We start from the raw sequence: 25,490 nt of genomic DNA on the forward strand, positions 1-25,490 counted from the left end.
TGGCCCTGTTGCTTCTTATAAACTCTGCACATGGGCAGTGTATGCCACACCTGATGGGGGTGTGCATCCCTGCCTGTTCTGGTTGCACAGATGTGGTGGAACGGGCCTGTTTTCAATATCTGGCGGGGGCATGTCAGCCAGAATTATGGGCTGGTTTTTCCTGCGCCGGAAAATGCGCCAGCACCTGAGCGACCAGAATGGTCAGGGCTTCGGCCAAGGCGGCAAAGCCTTCATGCGGTGTGTGTGTGGCTTCATCCATATACAGGCCGCGCCGCATTTCTATTTGCAGGGCGTGCATGTTCTGGGTGGGGCGGCCGTAATGGCGCGTAATATATCCGCCTGCGTATGGCGCGTTCCGGGCGGTTTTAAACCCCAGTCCCTGCAAGGTCTGCTCCGCCAGATCTGTCAGGCGTTGCGTGCAGGATGTGCCATAGCGATCCCCCAGCACAAAGTCGGGCGAGCCCGCCTGTGGCGTATCGGGCATGGAATGCAGGTCCAGCAACAGGCAGAAGCCATGCCGTGTATGAGCGGCCTGTAGCAGATCAGCCAGGGCAGCGTGGTAGGGCATCCAGTAATGACGGATGCGTAAGGCGGCCTCCATAAAGGGGATGCGCTGCCGGTAAATAGGGCGGCGGTCTGCAACAATGCGGGGTATGGAACCCAGCCCCGCCAACCCCCGCTCAGAGGGTGCGACAAAGGATGGAATGGCACCATGGAACATCCGGCTGTCCAGGTCCCATGCTGCGCGGTTTACATCGCAAAACACACGGGGGAAGGTGGCGCTCAGCAGCGGGGGGCCCAGATTATGGGCACCAAGGGCCAGTTCATCCACAAAGCTGTCTTCACCACTACGCAGGATGTCTAGGGGCTGGCGGGCAATGCGTATAAACGCCTCCGGATAAAAATGCCCTGAATGGGGGGAGCCCAGCACCACGGGGCTGGTTGCGGGTGTGCCGCAGACCAGAACCGGATTGGGGGCCGCCTGCCGGTTGGCTGTGTTCTCTTCCTGCATGTCCTGCTGAGGCTGAAACAACCGCTTCAGGCTGGGTGGGAATAAAGAAGACGCAAAATTTTTCATATTCCCACTATTGTGGGCTTGCGCTTGCAAGGCAAGGAGGATAAAAGGCCCACACACATCAGGAATGGGCGCATAGCTCAGCGGTAGAGCACTACCTTGACATGGTAGGGGTCACAGGTTCAATCCCTGTTGCGCCCACCATTCCTAGAGTGGCAGAAAACCAAGGTTTTCTGGGGCATCAGCAGTTGGCTCCTTACCTTCTGCATGATCGTCTAGCACGCGAATAGCACGCATATTGAGATTTACCATCGACTGGGTTGCAGCCCGGTCGATGGCGCTTGCGATTTCGTCAATAACCTTTCTGGCGTTGCTAAGATAGTCCGGTCGGACATGGACATAGCGTCCAGTCGTGCGGAGATTGGGCATGGCGTGGCCCATAAAGGTTGCAACCTCTATGTCAGGTACTCCACGGGTTATAAGCTCTGTCGCCATTGTGTGACGAATTGTGTAGGGGACAATTTCTTCTGGTAGCCCAGCATTACGGCGCACGGCCCGCCAAGTCTTATTGATCTTGGCAATTGGTTTGCCATGATAGGTGATAAGGGAACCAGGTCCAGCGGCTTCAATGATTGGGCGAAGGAAATGTGCCATTGGTACGCGTGGACGTCGCTTTTTGGTCCGTTCTCGACCGGGGGGATTGAGATCAATAATCCCATGAGTCAGGTCGCATTGCTCGCGTGTAAGCTGTAAGAGCGCTTCTGGTCGAGAGACTGTGCCAATCAATAAGGCGACAAATACCCGCATGTGTGGGGGCATGTCGGCATCCCATAGTTGCGCCATTTCCTGTATCGTCATGATGCGTTGTCTCCCTTCCCCCTCAGGGGGCAAGGTAATTGGCATTTGTTTGTCTATCTCACCATTTTTCCACGACCAGTTTAGAGCTGCGGCTGCAATACCCATCACTCTACGGGTATAACCAGTAGATAAGCCGTTTTTTTGTAGATGTGCCGCTATGCGCTTCTGTTCTGTTAGCGTGGAATCAGAAACACAAAGACCTGGTGTTAGGGCTTCAAGTACTAATTCTAGAGCGCGTCGGTTCGGGCCAGAGCTGCGTGTGCTTTGTGAGTGCTGAGAGTAATACCGCATAAAAACGGATGCAATTGTCGTGTCGATTGCGGGTTCATTGCGTCTATGGGCATTCTGAGTAACAAATGCAGCCAGCTTTATTTGGGCTTCCTGAAAAACTGTTGTGCCAAGAGATGCTCGCTTTGTCTGTCTGGTATGTGGTTCATACCAGCACGCGCACCATGCATCCGAGTTGGGGCGTTTTCCAAGAAAGTGTTTCCCAATTCTGAAGATATGGTCGGGCATTGTTCATTTCTTAGTAGATAATCAGAAATATGAGTTTGTGTGTAGCGCACACGAAAACGAATTTTTAGATAGCCAATGCGACCATCTAATCTTTCTCGTCGTAAAGTGGAGACGGAAATGCCAAGATGTGCAGCGGCATCTCTTTCAGTGAAATAAAACATCTTCATCTAGTAAGCCTTACTAGTACGAAAAAAGATATATACATGGAAAAAGATGGTAGATCAGAAAAGAAATCTGGAGCTGCTATCAAAAATAAAATTCTTATTGCGGCCTAAATTTTCTAATGACATTTTATTTTCTCCGTATCAAACAGCCCGTTCCATGGTTGAAATACCAGCTTATCCTAGGTACTATACTAACCAAGATGTCGGATCGCTTGAGTGGTTGTCAGCGGTTCGTCGGGGTTAAGTGCTTCTAACACTGAACTCCAACGGAAAAGGTCGTCATATTTATGACGGCCTTTTTTGTTTCAATCAAGGTATTATTTAAAAAAAAGGAATAATATATTTATATGATTTGGATTTTTAATTATAGGGTTACCTCAACCGCCAATGAGGAACCAATTCAATCCATAATTTATGAAGCATTTATTTTGTATGAAAGTGCTTATATTTTCCGGATGGAACGTTCTTCCCATAATCAGAACATGCGGAACTATACGGCACAGTTCTTGATATAATGAGAGGCAAAGATTTAGCGGCTAAATTTTTGCTGTAGTTCCCGATCTTGGGAAGTGGCCTGTCTAGGCTCAGGACCTATTAATTTATTGAACTGGACGAACGGTTGTGATTCACAGGCTTACCGATGGAAGGTGGGCCTATGAGTGATGTGTTTATGCTATCTAAGCGCCAGATAGAGCGGATTGAGCCGTTTTTTCCTCTGGCGCACGGAGTGCCACGCGTGGATGACCGGCGTGTTCTGAGCGGGATCGTTTATGTGATCCGTAACGGCCTTCAGTGGAAAGACGCTCCGAAAGCGTATGGTCCGCACAAGACTTTATACAACCGCTTTATCCGGTGGAGCCGCCTCGGTGTTTTTGACAGGATCTTTGTCGCCCTGACAGAACAGGCAGGCCGTTCGAAGCGTCTGATGATCGATGCAACACATCTCAAGGCACACCGGACATCGGCGTCCCTGCTCAAAAAGGGGCTTTTTCCCGCCATATCGGACGGACAAAAGGCGGCCTGAACTCAAAGCTTCATGCCATATGTGATGGACAAGGGCGTCCTGTTCGCCTTCATCTGACTGCGGGACAGGTCAGTGATTTCAAAGGCGCTGATGCGCTGCTGTCGGACCTGCCGGATGAGACAGAGGAAGTCATCGGCGATCGGGGATATGACAGCAATAAAATCAGACAGTCTCTCGCAGAACGCAATATCACCGCCTGTATTCCGCCGAAGAAGAACCGGAAATCAAAGCCACCTTACAATTGGCATCTGTATAAAAAGCGCCATCTGATCGAAAACATGTTCGCAAAGCTGAAAGACTGGCGACGGGTGGCAACACGATACGACCGCTGTGCTCATACATTCATGTCCGCAATCCAAATCGCAGCAAGCTTCATCTTCTATCTTAAAGAATGAGTCCTGAGCCTAGTAAACCAAAAAAGGCCCGGTCAGATTATCCTGAACCGGGCCTTTCATCATGGTGTCATTTCTACCGCATGTAGAGTAGGAATTTCACTCACATCGACAGTTTTAACAGCCTGCCATTCATCATATGCCGATTGCATTCTGTTCCAAAGGGTGGGGCCATTACCGCAGAGCTTGCCAATACGAACAGCAACAACCGGACTGATTGGCTTGTTCTCTGACAAAATATCATGAAGGTGTTGGCGGGAAATACCGAGCAACGCGGCAATTTCGATTTTCGATTTGCCAAGAGCCGGAAGAACGTCATCCCGCAGTATTTCGCCCGGATGTGTGGGGCAGCGGTTAGGGGCGGGCCTCATCGAGTGCTCCTGTATTGTTTGTTGGATGTCTATAATAAAAGCATCTTGTGATTAAGATCAAAAGTGATGTGTGATTCTATCCGCATACACTGAAGATCATGACGGCTCATTGACTATTCTTTGCCCTTAGTGGGGCGAGATTTAGTGTCTCAGTTTTAGCGGCTAAATCTTTTCTAGCGTTTTACGGCGGCAGCCGATGCTCCGCAGGACAGGACACCGTTGAGCCACAGGCGAATAAGGTTGTGTGAAGGGTGCACCCTTCACCTGTCCTGCCCAGCCTTATGGCTGATATTAGAGCCAATTAGTGATCTCGGACACCGGCAAAACCGATAAAAACCCGTGTTTATCCGAAATTTGCGCAAAAAAATCGGCAAAAGCCGCGATTATCGGTCAAAATCTGCGCATAACGGTAAGCTGTTGATTTTCACTGAGAACTGACCCGGGTAGGGCGGAAATTTTCATCGAGATTTGGGTTCTTCCGCACTTTTCGTGATGATGTTTTTTGATTATGCGGGCTGAAGGACACGCGCCCTGAGGAGTTCGAAGCCTGCTCTTCCGAACATGGTTCGCTTGATCATTTTCAGTCGGCTGATCTGTCCTTCAACCGGGCTGGTTGTCCAAGGTGTGACAAGAGACGCTTCAATGGCAGCCGCATCCCGTTCAAGCGCGGGAATCAGACGTGACAGCAGCGTCGTCTTTCCTTCTTCCAGCAGAGCCTTCAGATCGCCTCCCGTGCAGGTGTCACCCCTTTTACAGAGCAGGGTCTGCATTTTCCTGAGCCAGCAGAGTGTGACGGCAAGGTGCGGTTCAGCTTCCAGAAGGGCAGGAACCAGCAGTCCCTCCTGTCCGGCAGATAACGGATCCTCTGCGAGGAGAAGCCGCGCAAGTCTGCGTCCCCGAGGTGCAACGACATGCGCGGAAGGAACGGGTTTCGCGGAACATCCCTGTCGCGTCGCCACCCATTTCCAGACGGTGCCATATTGTCCTGCAAAGCCCTGCTCCAGGAGTTCCCGCCATAGCTGACGACTATTGCGACATCCTTCGGACCATCTCTTTTCCAGGTGGGCTGCGTAAGGCACGAGTATGCTGCGTAGCGGAACCGTCCTTTTCCATGGTGGTGCATGGCCCCGCTGAAACCAGCGCCGCACGGTTTTTCTCTCTACCCCGATCGTTGTGGCGATAGCCTGAATGCTGTGTCCCTCTGCTTTCAGGGCAAGAGCTTCCTTGAAAAGAATATCACGTCGTTCCCCAGAGGCTGACCTGACGACCGCCTGCGCCTCTTCTGGATGCGCTCTGATTGTTTCAGATATTTTGCTTACTGCCGTTGATACGTTCAGCTGTCGTGTCAGGGTCCTCACTGTTGTCGTAAAACGGTCCAGAATGCTGACAAAAGCGTCTGACAGGTTCTTCAGCAGATGCCAGCGGTCTGTCACCTGAAGAGCGGATGGTGCGCCTCTGCGGCATCCGTCTGCATAAGCACCGGCACGGTCTCTGGCAATGATTTCAATACCGGGATGGACCTGCAGCCATCGGGCAAGGGTATCAGCGTCCCGATCTGGCAGGAGGTCAATGACATCATTTTTCTCAAGATCAACCACAATCGTTCCATAGTGATGTCCCCGCCGCCATGCCCAGTCATCCACCCCCACCACACGTGTACGGGCCATGCCTTTTGTGGTGTTCTGCGCACGTGAGAGAAGACGGCGGACAAGAGTATCGGCGCTGATGGGGCAACACAGGCGCACGGTCATTCGTGCTCCAGCGGAACCGCCCAGGGTATGGGCGATATAATAATGAAGATCGGCAAGACGTGTGGTCTGTCTGCCATGACGCACGGTTATCCCCTCAAGGGGCATGACAAACGTCCGACGTGGACAAAGCATCGTCTGGCAGAAAAAGCGCGGCACAGAAACGATCAGCGTGGCTGGACGGCCCTGCCATGGAAGATCCGCGAGTTTTCTCTGATAGAAACTGTGAATGCGTCGTGTCGGGCACTGACAGTCCGGACACACTGCACTCCGCTTTCGCAGACTGACTTCGATCTCCACTCTGTTGTCCAGTGCAACAACACGACGAACGACGAGGGAACGGGGAAGATCAAGAGACCGAAGGCGTGACACTGGGGAATATCCATGAAAGTGAACGACTTTCTGGATTTCCCAGTTCCGGAACCTAAGTACAAGATACCCATCACGAAAAGTGCGGAAGAACCCAGTTCTCAGTGAAAATCAACAAACTGGATGCCTGCTGAGAAAAACTGAATGTTTTTGGTTTGTCCCTCGCTTGCCGGGAACACTCCGGCTACTGCTCCCGCCATGCTGCTGGGGCTGATGGTGTTTTTTCATCTTCCAAAAGCTGCCTGTGCTTTTGCTCCGGACCCGGTTGCGGTGCAGGACAGTTTATGGCATCGAGTTGAGAAGCAGTATCAACTACGCACCTGACGTAAAGTGATTGGAGCCTCTGGAGGGGCCTCGCGTTGAACCGGAAGCGCACATCTCTGGAGCTTTATCAAACCCACCGGGCCAGCCTGTTATCGTACGCTGCTCGTCTTTCGGGGGACAAAACACTCGCGGAGGATATTGTTCAGGATGTCTGGCTGCTGTTCAGCCGGCAGCAGATCGAGACGATCGCCGCACCGTTGAACTATCTCCGCACGATGGTTCGCAACCTCGTGATTACCCGCGCGCGCAGGCAGAGGGTTGAAGGCACCGCAGGCACGGATTTTGATGTAGCAACTGCGGGAATAGCGGACGGGCAGGTCTCACCGGAAGAAAACGTGGCATCGCGCGAGGCAATGCAGCGTATTGTGGATGCAATAGCCGCCATGCCCGACCCACGCCAGCGTCAGGCGATCCGCATGTACCATTTTGAGGGCATGAAACTTCGGGAAATTGCCGCGCATCTCGGCCTGTCTCTTACGCGTGTCCATGGCCTTATTGAAGACGGTATGGTGATTTGTGACCGTGTCCGTAAGGAGGGGCAGTAGCGTCACGTGTCTTTTCACATTCGACGGAAAAAACGCTTCCACCGCGCATCTGTAACAATAGATGGCTTTTCAGCTTCTGCTCCACGCAGGAGGCCGGACTGGCCGCTATTGTGCGCCTTGGGGGGCTTTGCTTGCCATGACTGAACCAAAAACGCCAGCGCAGGCCGCCGCTGGCTGGTACCTTTATCTTCGGGAGGACCCGGATGATGAAGAGCTGCAAAGCCGGTTTGAGGAATGGCTCGCGCGTGATCCTGCCCATGTGCAGGCATGGGAGGAGATGCATGTTACCGCCTCCGTTATGGCGGAAATCCCCCACGCCCTGCATGTGCCGCCCGCCATAACACCAGCGCCCGTCCTGCGGATGCGCAGGCGCGTGTTTGCGCGTAAGCCCGTGTTTGCGTGTGGTCTGGCACTTGTGGCGGCCTGTGCAGCCATGATCTTCCTGACACCGGACATGCTGGTGCGGCTTCGGGCGGACCATTATGCACCCGTTGCCGAAACGCGCGATATACGGCTGGCAGATGGCAGCGAGATCATACTCGCCCCGCAGGCCGCTATTTCAATCACGATGAACGCATCGGAACGGAGTATTCACCTGCTACAGGGTGAGGCGCTGTTTACCGTCCACCATGACCCCGCACGGCTCTTTCGTGTTACCACCGGCAATGCGGTCATAACTGATATCGGGACGGTTTTTGATGTTAGCGCGGATGGCGCCGCCACGGTTGTTGCCGTGCGGGAAGGACGTGTGCGTGTTACCGCACGCCGCCCGGCATCTGCTGGCAGGGAACTGCATGCCGGGGAGTGGGAGCGCGTTGCTGGTGCGGCTTCCTCCTCCGGGGAGGTGCCGGTTGCAGCTATTGGTGCCTGGTGTGATGGCACACTGGTTGCCCGGAACGAGACAATCGGCAAGCTGATTGAGGCCCTTCGCCCATGGACCTCCACCAGAATTATCCTGACTGACCGTAAGCTGGCGGAAAAGCGGGTGACCGGCACCTATGATCTGCACCAGCCCGAGGCCTCCTTACGCCAGATTGTGGATGCCTATGGGGGGCATGTGTCGTCCTGGATGACGTGGGTTGATCTTGTCACGGCGCGCTGAAGCGCCTGCAGCGTGGCGTGCCGGAAAATATACCTTTTAATTCTAGCTGAATCAGAGGCTTACGGCATTGAAGCCGTAATGGCAGAAAAAAAAATTACCAAAAAAGGGAAAAACAGCGCCGCTGCGGCATCTGTCTAGTCGAAAGATACAAATGCGAATGAATTGCAAGTTACGGAAAAGGCGACTGGGCAAGAATGGCACATACTACGGCAGCAGAACCATCTGGCGCGCGGGCCAGGTCATTTTATAACGGGAAGAACGCACCTTCAGGTTCGGGGAAAAAAGCCTCTCAGGGCAGGGCTGTGGCTATTCTCGCGCTTGCTACGAGTACGGCGCTTACGTCGCTGATATCAGGCAAAGTTCTTGCACAGACCGTGGTTTCCAATGCGCCTCAGGGTGCCGGGTTGGCGGTCCAGTCCAGTGCGCCTGCCATATCCTTTAATATTCCGCATGGCTCCCTGTCCGATGCGCTGGTGGCTTTTAGTGAGCAGGCCCATGCTCCGCTGACATCACAGGCCCCTATGCTTTCCGGCAAGGTGAGCACGGGTCTTCAGGGTAGTTTTACAGCGTCTGAAGCACTTTCGCGGCTTTTGCAGGGGAGCGGGCTTACGTTTTTGCAAACCGGCCCGCATGTTTACAAGATTGTTCCGGTATCTTCCGCAATCATGCTTGGCCCGGTGCGTGTTGGCGGCACCGTGCGCGATGCAGTTCCCTCCACGGCTATGATAGGCAACCTGCCACCGGCCTTGCCGGGGGGAGAAATCGCGCGTGGCGGGCAGCTTGGCATGCTGGGCAACCGGGATGTCATGGACACACCGTTTAACCAGACAAGCTACACTGAAGAGTTTATTGAAAAACGCCAGATCAGAAGCATACGTGACGCCTTAAAAGATGACCCGTCCGTGCGAGCCGGATTTGCAACCGGAAGTTCGGGGGTGGAAAGGTTGCAGATCCGCGGCTTCAATATTGATAACGTGGATATATCCTACGGTGGCCTTTACGGAATGATGCCTTTTGGCGGCATTACATCCGAACTGGCGGAGCGGGTGGAAGTGCTCCGTGGCCCGGCTGCATTGCTCAATGGCATGTCGCCCGGTGGGGCAGTCGGGGGTGTTGTCAACATTGTGCCCAAGAGGGCACATGATAAACCGCTTTCAAAAATTGAAGCCGATTACTCCTCCAATGCCCAGTTTGGTGGTCGTGCGGACCTGGGCAGGCGCTTTGGCAAGGAAAAACAGCTTGGTGTGCGCCTTAACGGGATGATCCGCTCCGGCCCCACAGCCATTGCCCATAATGATATGAAGACCGCACTGGTTGGTGCTGGTGTTGATCTTCGCCTTCATCGTGTCCGGCTTTCAACCGATTTTGGGTATCAGTACCGGGATATTGAAGGTGTCGTGCCGTTTTTCCAGCTTGCGTCAGGCGTTCCGGTTCCAGATGCCGGGCGTGCAAAACGAAACTTCAATCTGCCCGGCACCTACATACATGGTGAGGATTTTTTTGGCGTCTTTCGTGGGGAGGTTGACCTTTTTCGCAACTTTACCGCTTACGGCAGCGTAGGGGCGCATGATTACACTTTAAGGAGCGCTTACTTTCAGCAGGTCGTTGTAAACGATGCCGCAGGGAACTCACGCGGTGCCACCCCAGTCGGGGTTGCGCAGCATGGGCGCTACCTGACCGCCGAGGTTGGCGTGCGTGGCAAGGTAGAAAGTGGCCCCATTACGCAGGAGCTGGCATTTTCCGCCAATCGTATGCACCTTGATTTTGGGCGTGCGTTTGGAACCAATACGGGCCTGCCTGCCTATAATCTTAATGTTTATAGTGGTGCAGATAAGTTTTTATATGGGAATAAAATATCCATTCCCGGCAGTGCGGGTCGGACAAGCTATTCAACATTATCCAGCCTTGCATTTGTTGATACGCTTTCCGCGCTGGATAAGCGTATTCAGGTCACGGGTGGTTTGCGTGTGCAGCGGGTCCAGAGTGCCAATACTGGTTCGGATCATGTTGGCACAAAAACTGGTGTTTATGACAAAACGGCGATTAGCCCTTCTGTTCTGGCGGTTTTCAAACCTCTGAAAAATGTTGCCATTTACGGCAACTGGATTCAGGGCCTTCAGCAGGGAACTACCGTTTCCACAAATTATGCCAACTCGGGCGAGATTTTTGCGCCCTATAAATCAACCCAGTATGAAGTTGGCGTAAAGGCGGATCTGAAAAAGTTTATTCTGACCTTTGATGTCTTCCAGATAACCCAACCGAGTACGGTCACCAACGTCAACACCAACACCATGTCGGTGGATGGCAAGCAGCGTAATCGTGGGCTTGAACTGAATATTGCTGGTGAAATCACGCACGGGTTGCGCGCAACAGGCGGTCTGATGCTCCTCGACCCCGTTCTGACGCATACACAAGGTGGTGCCAATAATGGCCAGCGGGCGGCCAACACATCCCCCGTCAACTTTAATATGGGGCTGGACTACGACCTGCCTTTTGTCAAAGGGCTGTCTGTGACTGCGGATGTCATGTACACCCATTCGGAATATATCGAAAACGGCAAGAACCGCCGCAGCATACCCGCTTGGGTAAGGCTGGATATGGGTGCGCGTTACGTCATGCAGAACCCGGCATCAAGGGACGGAAAGCTCTCCTTCCTTCTGAATGTCGATAATATAACCAATGAGCGTTACTGGAATTCGGGTGGGTATAATTACCTTTCGCTCAGTGCGCCACGTACGGTGCGTTTTGCGGTAATGGCGGATTTCTGATGAGCGCCTCCCCGTTTCAGGTGGCTGCCAGAACTGTGCTTGCCATTGGTGGAGGGTATCTGGCGTCATCCTCCGCCATGGTCATTTTCTGCCTTCTTCTCGGCAGTGCAGGCGTTGCACGTGCAGATGTGGTGACACTCAGCATCCTGCTTGTTTTTGTGTTGTATGTCTGTCTGGTTCTTTGGGTTTTTGCCGCGCGGGTGTTGTGGCTGCCGGTTATGGTGTTTTCTCTGCTCGCGGCTTCCAGTTACGTGCTGATGTCCTTTTCCGGGCATGGGGGGTAAGCGATGGAGCCGGATTTTCGCCGTTCCATGGGGTGGCTGCATACCTGGGCGGGTGTTGTGCTGGGCAGCGTCCTTTTTGCCATCTTCTTGATGGGCACGCTTTCGGTTTTTGACAGCGAGATTGATCTGTGGATGAAACCGGCCACGCGCATGGCCCATGCCGATAATATGCTGCCGCTGGAGAGTTTTCGGTCATCGCTTGATGAAGCAGCTGCGGCAAAAGCCTCCTTTTGGAACGTGACCCTCCCCAATGATCGGGATGCAGTGTTCCATACACATTACGGCACCAGACAAAAAATGATCAGCCGGGATATTGATCCTGTAACAGGGCACGTATTGCCGGATTCCGGAACACTGGGGGCTACGGAATTTATTTTTCCATTTCATTACACGCTTAATCTTGAGCTGATGAACCTTGGGGAATGGATTGTGGGGCTGGCGTCCATGGCCATGCTTATCCTGTGCATTACCGGTGTTATCATTCATCGCAAGATATTCGCGGATTTCTTTACATTCCGCTCTCGGGCAAAGTCGCGGCGGATGTTGCTGGACCTGCACAATATCTCTGGTGTGCTTGGCTTGCCTTTTCACATTATTCTAACGTTTTCCGGGCTGGTTATTCTGGGGGCAACTTATTTTCCTGCTGGTGTCACCGCGGTTTATCCCAACACACGTGCGTATTTTTTTGAGTCAAACGGTCTGTCGTTCCTTTCCGTAAAACACGGCAAACCCGGCGCATCTGGTGTGTCGCTTGATGAGACAGCCATGAAGGCACGCGCTTTATGGGGTGGGGATGAGCCACATCTGGTGCTGGTGGCCAATCCGGGTATGACAACAAGCCGGATTGCCTTTTTCCGGGGGAACGAAAATCAGGTTGTCAGTGACCGGGATGTTATCGCGTTTGACGGTTCTACGGGCAAGCTCCTTTCCCGTGCACCGCATCTGACACCCATCATGCGCTCGCAGCGTTTTCTGAGCGGCTTGCATCTTATCGAGTTTCATCACTGGGTATTGCGGTGGATTTATTTTGTGCTCGGGTTAGGGAGCTGTGTGCTGATCGCGACCGGTTTTCTGTTCTGGATGGAATCTCGCCGGAAAAAGCAGGAAAAGCAGATTGGCTTCCGTCTGGTGGAGGCTATAGCGGCAGGTTCCGTAACCGGGATTATCCTTGCAACTCTGGCGTTCTTTACCGCCAATCGTCTGATACCGCACGGGGCGCAAATGTTCGGGCTGGAGCGGGCATCGCTGGAGGTCTGCGCGTTCTATTTGGTCTGGTTGGGGGCATTTGTGCATGGCTGGGTGCGAAGCACTCGGGTGTGGATTGAGCAAAGTGCTGCAATTGCCGTTCTCGCTCTTGCGGTGGCGGTTCTGAACTGGCTCACCACCGGTGACCATCTGGTGCGCACGCTGTCTCACCGTTATCTCTGGCCGGTGGCGGGGGTGGATATGGTATTGCTTGTGGGCGCGGTATTGGCGTTGCTGGTGGCACGGCACCTGTCCCACCGGGTGCGTAACACAGTGGTATCCACCCGTCCGGCAGGGGAGCAGGCTGCATGATACGTTATGCCCTGTTCTACCCGGCCCTTGGGGTGTTGCTGTTCCTTGCGTTTGCGTTACTGGCGCTGACGCAGTTCCCGCATCGCCGTGCTGTGGGGCTGGCAGAGCTGCCCCTTTACAATGCCGTCTGGGTGCGGCTGGCAGCTGGAGTGCTCGTGGTGCTGGCACTTGTTCTGGCGGTCAGGCATGAAGGGGGAGGGTTCGGGGTTCTGCTCTGGGCCGGTCTGGTATCGTTTACCGCCTGCCTTGTCGCATTGGTTCTGAGCTGGCGGCCCTTACTGTTGGCCTGGCTGGCGCGGTTAATGCCCACCCCGCGCCCATAGCAACACGCCTGAAAAACCAAAGGAAAAGCCACCCCGAAGGGTGGCTTTTTGCGTTCGGGGTGGTGGTGCAGGGGAGGTATTGCGGAATCTTTACTCCCCAATGGTCAGGGCTGTACCTTTATGGAATGCTATATGCGCGGTTTTAAGGCTCTCAATCTCGTATTGTGGTTCTGTCAGCGTTGCGTGATGTTGATAGCCGTTGACCAGAAAAGGGGTAAAATGGATCGCTCTGATCCGCCCGCTCACGTGTCCGGCCTCTGAGTTCCAGGATACGATGTCTCCGATCTTGAAAGACTGTAATGGCATGAAAAACTCCAAATCCAGCATGGACCATAAAAGAGAGTCGAGCATAGCTGTTACCAACCCCTTTTACACTATTGGACATTCAACGCTCTTGCTGAAGGACTTTATTGCGCTCCTGCGGCATTATGGCGTGACGCTGGTGGCGGATGTGAGGGCTTTTCCATATTCCCGCCGTGACCGTGATTATGACGGAACTAACCTTCTGCCAGAGCTGGCGGCTTATGGAATAGGGTATAGCCACTTTCCGGCATTAGGTGGCCGGAGGCCACGGTCCAAAACGGTGCCGGTCAACACCAATGCATTCTGGCGTGTGCAAAGCTTCCATAATTACGCGGACTACGCTCTGGGAGAAGATTTTCACCTTGGGCTCACCCAGCTGATACAGGCCGGGCAGCATGCCACTGTTGCGATCATGTGTGCGGAGGTGCTCTGGTGGCGTTGCCACAGGCGGATTATTACAGATTACCTTTTGGCCAATGGCGTAAAGGTTTTTCATATTCTGTCCATGTCAAATGTGGTGCCGGCAGGTTTGACAGAAGCCGCTGTCGTTGATGATCAGCACCGTATTACCTATCCGCAGGGTGAGAGCATTTCAAAATAAAAGTAAATACTTTTTACAGAACGCAGCCTTGCAAGGTGGATACCTGTAGGGCCAGCCTATACCAAGAATAATGTATAACCTGCATATTAAGGGCCAATGATCATGAAAAAACTGGGTTTGATCGGTGGAACAGGGCCAGAGTCCACCCTTATTTATTACAAAAAACTGGTTTACGGTGCGAACCAGTTGGTGGGGAAAGACTTTTTCCCTAACCTGAGTATAGAAAGCCTGAATGTTTTTGATGTTCTCAAATACTGTGCAGCGCGGGATTATCCTGCGCTCACGCAGTATCTGATGCAGGGCATTGATAATCTTGTGGCCGCAGGGTGTGAGGTTGTGTCCCTTACCGGGAATACACCCCATATTGTTTTTGACGCATTGCGCGCGCAATCCTCTGTGCCGCTGGTAAGTATTATTGAAACGGCCCGAGATGCAGCAAAAAAACACGGCTTTAAAAAGCTGGGTTTGCTGGGCACGCGCTTTACCATGGAAGAGGATTTTTTTAAAAAACCCTTCAGGGATGCGGGGATGGAGATTGTAACTCCTGCGGGGTGCGACTTTGATTTTGTCGTGTCAAAAATATCGGAGGAGTTGGAACACGGTCTTGTTAAACCAGAAACACAGGAAGGGTTTTTGAATATTATTCAAAAACTGGTGGCAGAATCCGGCATAGATGCCGTGGTGCTGGGGTGCACGGAACTGCCGCTGCTGTTTAATGGACTCCATCCAGCAATCCCGTGCCTGGATACGCTCGAAATCCATGCAGAAGCTCTGCTTGGGGCTATGGAACTGTCACGCTGAACATGCAGCATTAACGCAGCCCGGTGCGGGGGAAAGTGCGCATTGGGGGGTATGGTCCGGGGGTATGGGGGTTATTCCGCCTTGCCTCCATCCCCCACGAGTTTGGGTTTTCCCAGAAACTGCTGGGGGTTATTGTCAAATCCTTGGAATATTTTTTTGAATTTCTCAATAATGAAGTGCGCGCTGGGGGATAGAACGCGTGTTTTGGGAATAATGAGCGAGAGTTTCTGCGTTGCCAGCTTGGTTTCGTTCAGCTCAATAAACCGGGCTTCATCTTCATTATAATGGCCAAAGGCATCCAGATCACGCATGATCGCAATGCCCAGATTTTTTTTCACCATATCGCAGACAAGCGCAATATTGTTGGAATTAAAGACAATATCGTAAGGCATGTCTGTTTCTTCCAGCAGTTCCTTGACCAGACGCCACAATGTGGTGGATGAATCAGGTGCCACAATGGGGTAGCCGGTGCAGTCCGTGACCCGCACATCCTCCATGCGGGTAAGCGGGTGGTCACGCGGTACCAGCACACCAAGGCGGGACAGGGCCTCGGCCTCCACACTCAGTCCGGCAAAGGATGGGGGGTCAAATGTAACCCCCAGATCGCAGTCTCCCGCCCGGAGCAGGATGGCAGCGGTTGCGGCGGTAGCAACAGTCACCTTAAAGCGCAAACCCGGGCTGTCGTCATGCAAAAGCATGATCACGGAGGGAATGAAGCTGACAGCCAGACCATCGGCCACAGCAATGCGGACTTCTCCCCCGCGTGCGTTTTTAAGTTCGGCCAGATGGCGGTGCAGGGCGGCCTCCTCCTTGCCCCAGCGGGTGAGTTGGTGAAAAACCGCCTCGCCCGCAGCAGTTAGCCGCACACCGCCGGAAACCCGGTCAAACAGCCGCACCCCCAGTGTTTCTTCTACATTCAGGATCTGCCGGTCCACGGCTGAGGCGGCAATATGCAGGTGCTCGGCTGCCTTGCGGATGGAGCCATGGTGGATGACTTCCTGAAAATAACGGGAAAACTTGGTCAGGAGCACCATGGCCATAGTCCTTTTTCTGGGTGTGCGTCTTTTGGAACCTGTTGGTGAGAACAGTTAACGGCGAATCAAGAATAAACATAATCATTTCTATACCGCACCAAAAAAGAGTCCGCACGTGCAGAAAAAGGCTACACAACGTGCAGAATTTAGCGCTTCCAAAAAGATGGGCAGAAACGATACGTTGCATAAGCAGAACAATAAGTTTGAACAAACTGCGGACGGGCTAGACAAAAAAGAACTTGAAAACAGTCTTTTAGGCGGAAGGCTGTAGGGGGCGGGCACAAGCAATGCAAATTTTTTCGTTAAAGCACAGGCTGTTCGTATCGGCGTCGGGCATTCTGGTTTTGGCAGCACTCCATGACACGGCACGCAGTGCTGGTGCAGCAACGGCGGGGCGTGTGCAAACACCAGACCGGGTGGTGGCAAGCGGGCATAAACCCCATGCAAAGTCTGCCCTGCAGGCGCAGAATAAGGAAAATATTGACGTTACATCCAACCGGCAGTCTGTCAGCCTGTCCGTGGATGGCGGGGGCGGGATGATGCGGCGTGAAACAGCCGCTTATTCTGTACAAACGGTTACAAAGCAGTTTATTGACCAGAAAAGCCCCACAAGTAGTGTGCTGGACCTGGTCAAGACCATGCCAAGTCTTAACGTCTCCTCGGCGGATACATCTGGTATGCATGGTGGGGGCATAGAAAGCCGCGGCCTGACAGATGCCGACATGGCTATTCTGCTTGATGGCGTGCCCGCAAGCAGTGCGGGTTACATTGACCAGAACGTGGATTCCGAAAATCTGGAGCGTATTTCCGTCAGCCCCGGTGCCTCCGCGCTGGAAGCCCCGGTAACCACAAGTGCTGGGGGTGTCATGCGTGAGGAAACCCTGACTCCCTCCCACAGAATGGGCGGGACGATGGATTTCTCCTACGGTACAAACAACCTCTCCCGCGAGTTCCTGCGCTTGCAGTCGGGGGATATTGGCAACACGGGTGTGCGTTTTTACGTATCGGGTTCGCACACGCATGCCCGGCAGTGGATGGGTGCTGGCACAAATGACCGCCAGCACATTGACTTTGGCCTGCAAAAGGATTTTCAGAACGCATCAAGTGTTAAACTGTATTTTTCGTGGAACAATAACCAGATCATGGTTGATAATTACGCAACGGAAGAACAGTTCAAGGCCTACAAGCACACCGGAGCGGGCTATAACCACAGCGGTTACAGCACAACAGGCGGGAACGATAACTACTGGAAAAACAATATCTCGCACTTCAACACGGTTTTTCTGGTCATGCCGGTGCATGTGGTGCTGAGCAGAAAGCTCACGCTGGATGTGACCCCCTATTTTTACGATGCTCTTGGGTGGGATAGCTGGGGTATCGGGCAGTCTTCTGCCGGGCAGTATAGCTTGGGCAACGGGAGCGCTCTGCCCGGCGGGCAGCAGCTTGTGCAGGCATGGAATGCCTATAGCCAGCCCGATGTGGGTGTAACCGCCAAGCTGGGTTATGACATTGACAGCCATAACCATTTTTCGGTCGGGTACTGGTATGCCAACAATTTTTCCAAAATCGGTTTCCCGATCAACGTGTCCTATAGCGGGGCTACAACGCCGGGCAACCCCCATACTGCGCTCTATACGGCAGATGGCAAACGTGCGCTGGCCGGGCTGACCAACACGGGCTACGAAATCCACTCGATTTTTGTGCAGGACGAAGCACGTTACCTGCACAACAAGCTGCGGATTAACGCAGGCTTCAAGTTCATGATGACAAATTACTGGATGAAGAACCTGCTGGCATCGTCCTCCACGTCAAACGCGCATCTGGGGGCAAACTCCACGGTGCCTTTGCCGCAGCTTTCCATTTCGTATGACATTGACGACCACAGTCAGGTTTATGTGCATGGGGAAGGGGACTTCCGCCAGCCAGACCCCTCGGCCATTCAGGCCGTGACCGGCATGCCCAAAAACCAGTATTCGATCAAGGAGGAGCTGGGGTACCGCTACCACGACAAGTATGTGATGCTCGATCTGTCCCTGTTCAACTACAACATTACCAACAGGTTGATGAGCACCTATCTGGGTGGTGGCGTGTTTGGCACGGCCAATGCAGGCAACCAGACCGTGCGTGGCTTTGACCTTATGGTGGCGGCCCGGCCGATCCACCATTTTAGCCCCTATGCGTCGTTTGAATACCTGCATGCAACGCTGGATTCCAACGTGCCATATGGGGGGAGCTACCTGCGGACCAAAGGGCATGAAGCCCCAATGGCTCCCAAGGTCATGGCCAATTTTGGCCTGTCGTATGATGACACGCACTTTTTTGGAAACTTTGCCCTGCATTATGCCAGTTCCCAGTCTGTAACCCTGACGGGGGACCAGCGTATGCCCGGCTACGTAACGGACAGCCTGAGTGTTGGGTATCGCTTCAAGCCGTTCTCTTTCCTCAAATCACCTACGTTTAAAATGAATTTTCAGAACCTGACCGGGGCCGTGGTGCGCACGGGGCCGGTGGGTATTGCAACAAACGCCACTCAGGGGCAACTGCTGGATGGCACAACCCTGGCTGCGGGGAGTGGGGCACAGTTTTACGTTCTGCCACGCTTTAGCATGACGGGAACAATTTCCACGGATTTCTGAAGCAATAATAAAAAGGCCGCTCCGCACAGACCTTTCCCACACACCGGTAGGTGGAACAGGGCAGGGGCGGCCTTTGTGGCATGGCGTGCAGAATGCCGCCGGGATTGAGTGCCGGTTTACGTTGGTGGTTGAGATGAACAAGCTGGAGCGGATTGTCGAGCACGATGCAGGGGCGCGTGCGGTCAGACGGTGTGAAGAACTCGGGTGCGAACCTTATAGCGATATGCGTGGCGGCCTGTTCCGCCCTTACCTTGGGGCTGCACACAAAGCCGCCATGGCCACATTGCGGGGGTGGATGCACGATGCAGGCATGAGCGTGCGCACGGACCCCGCAGGCACGGTTATTGGCCGGTACGAGGGGGCAGAGGCCAACGCCCCCGCACTGCTGATCGGCTCGCACATAGACAGCGTGTGGAACGGTGGTTTTTACGATGGCGCACTGGGGGTCATGTTGGGGGTGGAATGTGTGGCCGCCTTTGCAAGCCGTGGCATACGCCTGCCTTTTGCCCTGGAGGTTGTGGCTTTTGGGGATGAGGAGGGGTCACGCTTCCCGCTGTCCATGCTGGGTTCCCGGGCCATGGCGGGCAAGGCCGTGGGGGATGTCGGCCAGATGCGTGACCGCACCGGCGCAACATTGCACGAGGCCATGCGTGGTGCAGGGCTGGATGTTGGCAGAATGGGCGAGGCCCGGCGCAACCGGCAGGACATACTGGCCTATCTGGAAGCACATATTGAGCAAGGCCCCGTGCTGGAACATGCGGATGCCCCATTGGCGGCCGTGTCTGCCATTGCCGGTATCCAGCGGTTTTATGTTCGCGTGCAGGGGCAGGCAGGGCATGCAGGCACCGTACCGCTCTCCATGCGCCGCGATGCGCTGGCTGCTGCGTGCGAGATGGTTCTGGGTATAGAGGCACTGGCCCGCGCGCATGTGGATGATTTTGTGGCCACCGTGGGCAAGATCGAGGCGCATCCGGGGGCGGTAAATGTTATTCCCGGCAGTGCCAGCCTTTCGGTGGAAATCCGCTCGGCGGATGCGCAATGCCTTGAGCGCGCGTTTTTGCAGGTAAAGGAACTGGTGGGCAGCATTGCCGGGCGCCGCCACGTGGGGTGGGAGGTGCAGGACCACCAGACCTTTGCCCCCGCCCCCTGCGATGGCCGGCTGGTTGACCTGTTGCGTTCAGGCATAAGGGCGGAGGGTATGCCCGAGCATGTTCTGGTCAGCGGTGCTGGCCATGATGCCATGATGATGACGGACTGGGTGCCCACGGCCATGCTGTTCCTGCGCAGCCCCGGCGGCATAAGCCACCACCCCGATGAGAGCGTGATCGTGGCGGATGTGCAGGCAGCCTTTGCCGTTATGGTTAATTTTATTACGCGCCTGCCGGAAGTGCTTGATATTTCGGCCAGACAGGGCACGGTAGTATGATCCGGCCTTGCAACAAACCCCATAACGGGAGGACGCAGCATGCATCTGGTTGACAGTCATTGCCACCTTGAGTTTTCCGAGCTTGCGGGGGATCTGGACGCGGTCATGCAGCGGGCGCGCGCGGTGGGTATCCGCCGGTTTGTCAGCATTGGTACCAGTGTGCATGATTTTGCAAAGGTGCTGCAAAAAGCGGAGGAGATGGACGATGTCTTCTGCTCCGTAGGCACCCACCCCCACTGGGCGGATGGGGAAACCGACGTGCAGGTGCAGGACCTTGTTGCCCATGCCGCCCACCCCAAGGTGGTGGGCATAGGCGAGGTGGGGCTGGACACGTTTTTTACCACGGCCTCGTGGGATGCGCAGATGCGCAATTTTCTGGTCCATATAGAGGCCGCCCGGCAGACGCAGCTGCCCCTGATCATCCATTCCGTCAAGCAGGATGCGGCCATGGAGCAGGTCTTGCGTGAGGAGGATGCCAAAGGGCGTTTTCCGGTGGTCATGCACTGTTTTTCAGGCGGCCCGGCTCTGGCGCGGGCCAATGTGGAGATGGGGCATTACCTCTCTTTCTCCGGCCTGCTCACCCATGAGGGGAATGATGGCATGCGCGCTATTGCCGCCAGCCTGCCCGCAGACCGTATTCTGATCGAGACAGACGCGCCATCTCTGGCCCCCGAACCCTACGCGGACCAGCGGAACGAGCCCGCCTACCTTGTGCATACGCTCAGGGTTCTGGCCGGGTTGCGCAAGGTCACCCCCGAGGAACTGGCCCGGCAGACAACGGAAAACTTCTTCCGTATCTTTCGCAAAGTTCCAGATTTTTCTTTGGTATAATGGATCATGGTGATGAAGTCTGCATCGGAGATGATGTCCGGGAATGACCTGTTTATCAGTGCTGCCCAGGAAGTGCGCATCCGCCAGGAACTGACCCGTGTGGCCATGGGGCTGATCCCGGCCGATCTGGTGCTGCGTGTGGGCCGCCTGCTGGACGTGCATACGCGCCGCTGGGTAGAGCAGCAGGATATTGTTATGTATCGTCGCCGCATTGCCTGGACCGGCCCTGCGGGCACCTACACCGGCACAGCCCGAGCGCATGTCGAGCGGCTGGAACTTTCCGCCGTGCCCGGCTTTGGCGAGGTGCACAAACATATCGAAAGCTCGCACCTGACCCCCGAATACGAGGCCACTCTGGTGCTGCCACGCGGTAATACATGGACGTGCGAGGCCAGCCACGAGTTTTCCAACGTGGATGGCGCGCATAACCTGTCGTTCTGGATGACGGCGCGCAGCCATGGTGTGCCGCTTAAAATATTCCCGCTCCCCGGTTCGGCCGTGCCCCCCACTGCGTATGAGGGCGGGGGCGGGTATTATGGGTATGACGAACAGAGCGCCTTTATGGGCGGGAACCTGATGGTGCCCGGGCTGGACGAGGTTATGGACTGGCCCAGTGTGTGGAACCCTGAATCCCCCTCCTACGCGCGGTTGTGGGGCATGATCCAGGCAACGTATGAACACCGTGGCGTGGTGGAAGGGCACGGGGCGGGCCTGCATGACACACGTTCCATTAACGCCTTTGCCGCGGCTGGTCTGGCCTCTGACCACGAAGTGCTGAACATGGCCGAACTACAGGCCAAGTTGCAGGCCGGTATTTTTGTGGCGTTGCGGCATGGGGCCATTCCCGAACTGGTGCGGGGCATGCTGGATGCAGGCTTTGAGGATTTTTCCCAGATTGCGCTGACCACCGATGATCGTTCCGCAAGCGACACATTGCGCATGGGAGCCACAGACTATAATGTGCGCAGAGCCATGGAGGCTGGCCTGCCGCCAGAAATTGCCATTCAGTGTGTGACCATCAACCCCGCGCGGCATATGCGCCTGACCCCGTGGGTGGGCAGTCTGGCCCCCGGCCGCTTTGCTGATGTTGTGCTGCTGTCCGATGTGGCAGCGCTGGACATTGCGGAGGTCTGGGCAGATGGCCAGTGCGTGGCGCAGAACGGGCGTTATATTGCGCCCGTGCCCGCTATTGCATGGCCCGCATGGGCGAGCCAGACCATCAACATCACGCGGGAGCTTGTTGCGGAGGATTTTGCCATTCCGGCTGATCCGGGGCGGCAGACCATGCAGGCCGCTGTGCTGCGCCCGTTCCACTGGGCGGATGATTTTCTGGTGGAAACCCTGCCTGTGCAGGACGGGCAGGTGCAGCGTGATACCAGCCAGTGCATTACCAAGTTTGCGGTTGTGGACCGCTATTCCGGGCAGGGCAGGGTCGGGCGTATGTTCTGGCGCGGCTGTGGCCCCAGCACGCCCGATACGGCTGTGGGCTGCTCGGTCGCGCATGACCAGCATAATATATGGGTCGTCGGGTCGTCCGATGCCGCCATGGCGCAGGTGGTCAACCAGATCCGCAGGCAGCAGGGTGGTTGGGCACTGGTGCGGGATAACGCCGTGCTGGCCACGGTCCGCTACGAGGTTGGCGGGCTAATGACCGCCCGCCCGGCCGAAGCACTGGACGCGGATATGCAGGAACTTTACGCACAGGCCCGGACAATAGAGTGGATGCATGAGCCCACCTATTCCAAAAACTGGCCGGAGGGTTTTCCCGAGCGGCTGTGCTTTGCAACGCTTACCTGCTCGCCGTGGCGGTGGGTGCTGGTGGCCCCCAGCCCCAGCGTGCCCGAAGGGTTTGTTAATGTTCAGACCGGGCAGACACACCCCATTGTCTGGTAGGGGCAACGGGCAGCGCGCCGGTGTGGCGGAGCAGCCCACTGGTCGCATAAAACTGGAGTGCTGTTGATTATGAGAGCCGTTTTATCCCTGCAAAAGCTCTTCCGGTTTAATGTGGCGGGCCACCAGTCCAGCGTGGGCACGGAGGTGCTGGCCGGGCTCACAACCTTTGGCGCCATGGGGTATATTATTGCGGTCAATCCGGCCATTCTGGCAGCAACGGGTGCCAACCGTGCGGATATGATTACCGTAACCGTGCTGGCCGCCATGTGTGGCTCCCTGCTTATGGCGTTTTTGTCACGCCTGCCCATTGCGCTGGCGCCGGGCATGGGGTCCAACGCGGTTTTTGCTCAGGTTGTCGTGGTTAAAATGGGCCTGTCCTATGGCACGGCGCTTACCATGGTGCTGGTGGGGGGTATTCTGTTTACCTGCCTGTCGCTCAGTAATGTGCGCCAGCATATTGTGCGGGGCTTTCCCGCCTCTATCCGTATTGGGTTACAGGCCGGTATTGGCCTGTTTATTGCCTATCTGGGCCTGCGCAGCGGGGGGCTGATTGTAACGGATCCAGGCGGGGGCGTTGCCTTTGCGGATTTGCGCTCCCCCTCGGTCATGGTGGTTTTTCTCTCGCTTTTGCTCATCGCGGCACTGGTGGCGGCCCGTGTGCGGGGGGCCATGCTGTTGTCCATTCTGGCGGTTACGGTGGCGGGGCTGTTTATCCAGACCTCTCCGGGTCATGTCATGACCGTTCTGCCTGCGCAGGCGGTGGCCCTGCCCCATGCGCCCAGCGCGTACCTGTTTGCGTTTGATACGACCGAGTTCTTCCACAACTTTTTTCTGGTCCTGCCCCTGACTCTTTATTTTTTCCTGTCCGACTTTTTCTCCGCCACAGCGACCATGATCGCGGTCACGCGGCGGGCGGGCATGATGGATGCGCAAGGCAATTTCATGAACTCCCGGCGTGCGTTTCTGGCCGATGGGCTGGCCTCCATTGTGGGGGCGTGTCTGGGGAGCCCGACCGTGGGGGCGTATGTTGAATCCGCAACCGGGGTGGAGGCAGGCGGGCGCACGGGCCTGACAACCCTGACCGTAGCCATACTGTTTGGCCTGAGTGCGTTTTTCTGGCCCCTTATTGCCTGTATTCCCCCACAGGCCACCACCGCAGCACTGGTGATGGTGGGGATTCTGATGATGGAAGGCCTGACGGAGCTGGATATATCCGACCCGCTCCAGAGTGTTTCTGCTGGCATGATCGTGCTGCTGACGGTCACAACCGCCAACCTCATGATCGGGATTTGCGCGGGGTGCTTTGCCTACACGGTCATGGCGGTTGCTACCCGGAGCTGGGCGCGGCTGACACCGGTTTTCCTGCTGACCAATGTCCTGCTGGTGATCTACCTTGTGCTGGTGACCTACACGGTCAACTAACGCGCCCCTGTGCCAGACGTATTGATGTAAAAGGCCATGTGCGCAGCCTGCGCGTGGCCCCCTGTTGTCCACAGTGGTTAAGGCTGCGTGCCTGCCACAATGCGGTAAAGATGATGAGCGATGAACACGCGCCAGCAATTTACAAGCGATAACTACGCCGGGATGTGCCCCGAGGCATGGCAGGCCATGATGCAGGCCAATATCGGCTCGTTGATCCCTTATGGGGAGGATGAATGGACCAGCCGGGCGGCAGACGCTTTTCGCGCCCTGTTTGAAAAGGAGTGCGAGGTCTTTTTTGTCTTTAACGGCACGGCGGCCAATTCACTGGCGCTGGCGGCTCTCTGCCAGTCTTATAACAGTGTGATCTGTTCCTCCTACGCGCATGTGGAAACGGATGAGTGCGGAGCGCCCGAGTTTTTTTCCAACGGTTCCAAGCTGCTTGTCGCCCGGACGGAAAGTGCAAAGCTGACCGAGCAGGATGTCAGGCTGTTATCCACCTGCCGGAGCGATATTCATTACCCCAAGCCACGGGCCGTAACCATTACGCAACCGACCGAGACGGGGGAGCTGTATTCCCTGTCCGAAATTCGCACACTGGCGCAAACATGCCGTGAACTCGGGCTGTATCTGCATATGGATGGCTCACGCTTTGCCAATGCGTGCGCCGCCCTTGGCTGCACACCGGCCGACATGACATGGCGGGCCGGGGTGGATGTGCTGTGTTTTGGTGGCACCAAAAATGGCATGGCCGTCAGCGAGGCCGTTCTGTTTTTTGACCGCGCCCTGGCTGATGGTTTTGATTACCGCTGCAAGCAGGCCGGGCAACTGGCCTCCAAAATGCGGTTTTTATCCGCCCCATGGGTGGGTATGCTCGAGAGCGGGGCATGGCTGCGTAACGCCCGGCATGCCAATACCTGCGCACGCAGGCTGGCCGAACAGGTGGTGGGCCTGCCCGGTGTTTCGCTCATGTTTCCGGTGCAGGCCAATGGTGTTTTCATTCATGCACAGCCTGCTGTGCTGGAGCGGCTCCGGGCCTGTGGCTGGCGCTTTTATACTTTTATCGGCGGAGGGGCGCGCTTTATGTTCGCATGGGATGCGGACATGGCGGAGGTGGACCGGCTGGCAGCAGACATAAAAGCCTGCGCCAGTGCGGCCTAACCCCCAAAGGGCAGGAGGGCAGGCA

General features: G+C 55.4%; 22 protein-coding genes and 1 tRNA gene. 16 read left to right on the forward strand and 7 right to left on the reverse strand.

Annotated features, from left to right (window positions below; translation table 11 throughout):
• Positions 1–133: 133 nt before the first annotated feature.
• Positions 134–1,078, reverse strand: coding sequence for an N-formylglutamate amidohydrolase (locus tag LKE65_RS05590; RefSeq protein ID WP_408744031.1), 945 nt, complete (start codon positions 1,076–1,078; stop codon positions 134–136).
• 66 nt (positions 1,079–1,144) lie between these two features.
• On the opposite strand from LKE65_RS05590, the gene LKE65_RS05595 reads away from it, so the two are divergent.
• Positions 1,145–1,219: transfer RNA gene (locus tag LKE65_RS05595), tRNA-Val, on the forward strand.
• Positions 1,220–1,222: 3 nt separating this feature from the next.
• Here the strand turns inward: LKE65_RS05595 and LKE65_RS05600 are convergent.
• Both LKE65_RS05600 and LKE65_RS05605 read right to left on the reverse strand, forming a co-directional pair.
• On the reverse strand, positions 1,223–1,873 hold the full coding sequence (locus LKE65_RS05600; RefSeq protein ID WP_278740695.1) for a site-specific integrase: 651 nt from the start codon (positions 1,871–1,873) through the stop codon (positions 1,223–1,225).
• Between the two features lie 368 nt (positions 1,874–2,241).
• A complete protein-coding gene (locus LKE65_RS05605; protein ID WP_159101962.1) occupies positions 2,242–2,556 on the reverse strand; it encodes a helix-turn-helix domain-containing protein in 315 nt (104 codons plus the stop codon).
• 652 nt (positions 2,557–3,208) lie between these two features.
• On the opposite strand from LKE65_RS05605, the gene LKE65_RS05610 reads away from it, so the two are divergent.
• A protein-coding gene (locus LKE65_RS05610; protein WP_278740696.1) for an IS5 family transposase occupies positions 3,209–3,972 on the forward strand; the annotation gives its coding sequence in 2 pieces (ribosomal slippage) (positions 3,209–3,551 and positions 3,551–3,972; 765 coding nt in all).
• Between the two features lie 59 nt (positions 3,973–4,031).
• Here LKE65_RS05610 and LKE65_RS05615 read toward each other — a convergent pair.
• Both LKE65_RS05615 and LKE65_RS05620 read right to left on the reverse strand, forming a co-directional pair.
• Complete coding sequence (locus tag LKE65_RS05615; protein WP_278740697.1) at positions 4,032–4,340, reverse strand: HigA family addiction module antitoxin; 309 nt, start codon at positions 4,338–4,340, stop codon at positions 4,032–4,034.
• Positions 4,341–4,846: 506 nt separating this feature from the next.
• Positions 4,847–6,460, reverse strand: coding sequence for an ISL3 family transposase (locus tag LKE65_RS05620; protein WP_075624942.1), 1,614 nt, complete (start codon positions 6,458–6,460; stop codon positions 4,847–4,849).
• 356 nt (positions 6,461–6,816) lie between these two features.
• Between LKE65_RS05620 and LKE65_RS05625 the strand changes: the two genes are divergently transcribed.
• The 6 genes from LKE65_RS05625 (at position 6,817) to LKE65_RS05650 (ending at position 13,360) form a co-directional block, all read left to right on the forward strand.
• Complete coding sequence (locus LKE65_RS05625; RefSeq protein ID WP_278740698.1) at positions 6,817–7,326, forward strand: RNA polymerase sigma factor; 510 nt, start codon at positions 6,817–6,819, stop codon at positions 7,324–7,326.
• Positions 7,327–7,462: 136 nt separating this feature from the next.
• Positions 7,463–8,428, forward strand: coding sequence for a FecR family protein (locus LKE65_RS05630; RefSeq protein WP_278740699.1), 966 nt, complete (start codon positions 7,463–7,465; stop codon positions 8,426–8,428).
• Positions 8,429–8,622: 194 nt separating this feature from the next.
• Positions 8,623–11,196: a TonB-dependent receptor gene (locus LKE65_RS05635; protein ID WP_278740700.1), complete on the forward strand. Its 2,574-nt coding sequence runs from the start codon at positions 8,623–8,625 to the stop codon at positions 11,194–11,196.
• A complete protein-coding gene (locus LKE65_RS05640) occupies positions 11,196–11,480 on the forward strand; it encodes a hypothetical protein (protein ID WP_253530671.1) in 285 nt (94 codons plus the stop codon). Before LKE65_RS05635 ends, LKE65_RS05640 begins: the two co-directional genes overlap by 1 nt.
• A gap of 3 nt (positions 11,481–11,483) precedes the next feature.
• Positions 11,484–13,037, forward strand: a complete 1,554-nt coding sequence (locus tag LKE65_RS05645) for a PepSY-associated TM helix domain-containing protein (RefSeq protein ID WP_278740701.1) — start codon at positions 11,484–11,486, stop codon at positions 13,035–13,037.
• The gene (locus LKE65_RS05650; RefSeq protein ID WP_253530667.1) at positions 13,034–13,360 is read left to right on the forward strand and encodes a DUF3325 family protein; all 327 of its coding nucleotides are present in this window, start codon (positions 13,034–13,036) and stop codon (positions 13,358–13,360) included. Before LKE65_RS05645 ends, LKE65_RS05650 begins: the two co-directional genes overlap by 4 nt.
• A 90-nt stretch (positions 13,361–13,450) precedes the next feature.
• On the opposite strand, the gene LKE65_RS05655 is transcribed toward LKE65_RS05650, so the two are convergent.
• Positions 13,451–13,666 (reverse strand): DUF2945 domain-containing protein, encoded by a 216-nt coding sequence (locus tag LKE65_RS05655; protein WP_278740702.1) that lies wholly within the window; start codon positions 13,664–13,666, stop codon positions 13,451–13,453.
• Between LKE65_RS05655 and LKE65_RS05660 the strand changes: the two genes are divergently transcribed.
• A complete protein-coding gene (locus tag LKE65_RS05660; RefSeq protein WP_278740703.1) occupies positions 13,665–14,264 on the forward strand; it encodes a DUF488 domain-containing protein in 600 nt (199 codons plus the stop codon). The genes LKE65_RS05655 and LKE65_RS05660 overlap by 2 nt on opposite strands.
• 102 nt (positions 14,265–14,366) lie before the next feature.
• Positions 14,367–15,065 (forward strand): aspartate/glutamate racemase family protein, encoded by a 699-nt coding sequence (locus LKE65_RS05665; protein WP_095349773.1) that lies wholly within the window; start codon positions 14,367–14,369, stop codon positions 15,063–15,065.
• A 71-nt stretch (positions 15,066–15,136) separates the two neighbouring features.
• Here LKE65_RS05665 and LKE65_RS05670 read toward each other — a convergent pair whose 3' ends face one another.
• On the reverse strand, positions 15,137–16,099 hold the full coding sequence (locus LKE65_RS05670; protein ID WP_158093026.1) for a LysR family transcriptional regulator: 963 nt from the start codon (positions 16,097–16,099) through the stop codon (positions 15,137–15,139).
• 287 nt (positions 16,100–16,386) lie between these two features.
• Here LKE65_RS05670 and LKE65_RS05675 point away from each other — a divergent pair, with 287 nt between their 5' ends.
• From LKE65_RS05675 to LKE65_RS05700, 6 genes are all read left to right on the forward strand, one after another.
• Positions 16,387–18,735: a TonB-dependent receptor gene (locus LKE65_RS05675; RefSeq protein WP_244896419.1), complete on the forward strand. Its 2,349-nt coding sequence runs from the start codon at positions 16,387–16,389 to the stop codon at positions 18,733–18,735.
• An 85-nt stretch (positions 18,736–18,820) separates the two neighbouring features.
• Positions 18,821–20,161 (forward strand): allantoate amidohydrolase, encoded by a 1,341-nt coding sequence (locus LKE65_RS05680; protein WP_278740704.1) that lies wholly within the window; start codon positions 18,821–18,823, stop codon positions 20,159–20,161.
• A gap of 39 nt (positions 20,162–20,200) precedes the next feature.
• Positions 20,201–20,992 carry a TatD family hydrolase gene (locus tag LKE65_RS05685; protein ID WP_278740705.1) on the forward strand — a complete coding sequence of 264 codons (792 nt, stop codon included), beginning with the start codon at positions 20,201–20,203 and terminating at the stop codon, positions 20,990–20,992.
• Between the two features lie 12 nt (positions 20,993–21,004).
• Positions 21,005–22,885: an adenine deaminase gene (locus tag LKE65_RS05690; RefSeq protein WP_278740706.1), complete on the forward strand. Its 1,881-nt coding sequence runs from the start codon at positions 21,005–21,007 to the stop codon at positions 22,883–22,885.
• Positions 22,886–22,954: 69 nt separating this feature from the next.
• Positions 22,955–24,307, forward strand: a complete 1,353-nt coding sequence (locus LKE65_RS05695; protein WP_095349729.1) for an NCS2 family permease — start codon at positions 22,955–22,957, stop codon at positions 24,305–24,307.
• Between the two features lie 120 nt (positions 24,308–24,427).
• Entirely contained in the window at positions 24,428–25,465 is a 1,038-nt protein-coding gene (locus LKE65_RS05700) for a threonine aldolase family protein (RefSeq protein ID WP_253530621.1), read from the forward strand.
• Positions 25,466–25,490 lie beyond the last annotated feature (25 nt).

This window comes from Acetobacter fabarum, from assembly GCF_022483405.1.
Taxonomy (GTDB): domain Bacteria; phylum Pseudomonadota; class Alphaproteobacteria; order Acetobacterales; family Acetobacteraceae; genus Acetobacter; species Acetobacter fabarum.

What these genes read in the sequence shown, in the direction of transcription:
- LKE65_RS05590 (WP_408744031.1), bottom strand. Translation starts at nt 1,078, where the DNA reads ATGAAAAATTTTGCGTCTTCTTTATTCCCACCCAGCCTGAAGCGGTTG.
- LKE65_RS05600 (WP_278740695.1), bottom strand. Translation starts at nt 1,873, where the DNA reads ATGACGATACAGGAAATGGCGCAACTATGGGATGCCGACATGCCCCCA.
- LKE65_RS05605 (WP_159101962.1), bottom strand. Translation starts at nt 2,556, where the DNA reads ATGAAGATGTTTTATTTCACTGAAAGAGATGCCGCTGCACATCTTGGC.
- LKE65_RS05615 (WP_278740697.1), bottom strand. Translation starts at nt 4,340, where the DNA reads ATGAGGCCCGCCCCTAACCGCTGCCCCACACATCCGGGCGAAATACTG.
- LKE65_RS05630 (WP_278740699.1), top strand. Translation starts at nt 7,463, where the DNA reads ATGACTGAACCAAAAACGCCAGCGCAGGCCGCCGCTGGCTGGTACCTT.
- LKE65_RS05635 (WP_278740700.1), top strand. Translation starts at nt 8,623, where the DNA reads ATGGCACATACTACGGCAGCAGAACCATCTGGCGCGCGGGCCAGGTCA.
- LKE65_RS05640 (WP_253530671.1), top strand. Translation starts at nt 11,196, where the DNA reads ATGAGCGCCTCCCCGTTTCAGGTGGCTGCCAGAACTGTGCTTGCCATT.
- LKE65_RS05645 (WP_278740701.1), top strand. Translation starts at nt 11,484, where the DNA reads ATGGAGCCGGATTTTCGCCGTTCCATGGGGTGGCTGCATACCTGGGCG.
- LKE65_RS05650 (WP_253530667.1), top strand. Translation starts at nt 13,034, where the DNA reads ATGATACGTTATGCCCTGTTCTACCCGGCCCTTGGGGTGTTGCTGTTC.
- LKE65_RS05660 (WP_278740703.1), top strand. Translation starts at nt 13,665, where the DNA reads ATGAAAAACTCCAAATCCAGCATGGACCATAAAAGAGAGTCGAGCATA.
- LKE65_RS05655 (WP_278740702.1), bottom strand. Translation starts at nt 13,666, where the DNA reads ATGCCATTACAGTCTTTCAAGATCGGAGACATCGTATCCTGGAACTCA.
- LKE65_RS05665 (WP_095349773.1), top strand. Translation starts at nt 14,367, where the DNA reads ATGAAAAAACTGGGTTTGATCGGTGGAACAGGGCCAGAGTCCACCCTT.
- LKE65_RS05670 (WP_158093026.1), bottom strand. Translation starts at nt 16,099, where the DNA reads ATGGTGCTCCTGACCAAGTTTTCCCGTTATTTTCAGGAAGTCATCCAC.
- LKE65_RS05675 (WP_244896419.1), top strand. Translation starts at nt 16,387, where the DNA reads ATGCAAATTTTTTCGTTAAAGCACAGGCTGTTCGTATCGGCGTCGGGC.
- LKE65_RS05685 (WP_278740705.1), top strand. Translation starts at nt 20,201, where the DNA reads ATGCATCTGGTTGACAGTCATTGCCACCTTGAGTTTTCCGAGCTTGCG.
- LKE65_RS05690 (WP_278740706.1), top strand. Translation starts at nt 21,005, where the DNA reads ATGAAGTCTGCATCGGAGATGATGTCCGGGAATGACCTGTTTATCAGT.
- LKE65_RS05695 (WP_095349729.1), top strand. Translation starts at nt 22,955, where the DNA reads ATGAGAGCCGTTTTATCCCTGCAAAAGCTCTTCCGGTTTAATGTGGCG.
- LKE65_RS05700 (WP_253530621.1), top strand. Translation starts at nt 24,428, where the DNA reads ATGAACACGCGCCAGCAATTTACAAGCGATAACTACGCCGGGATGTGC.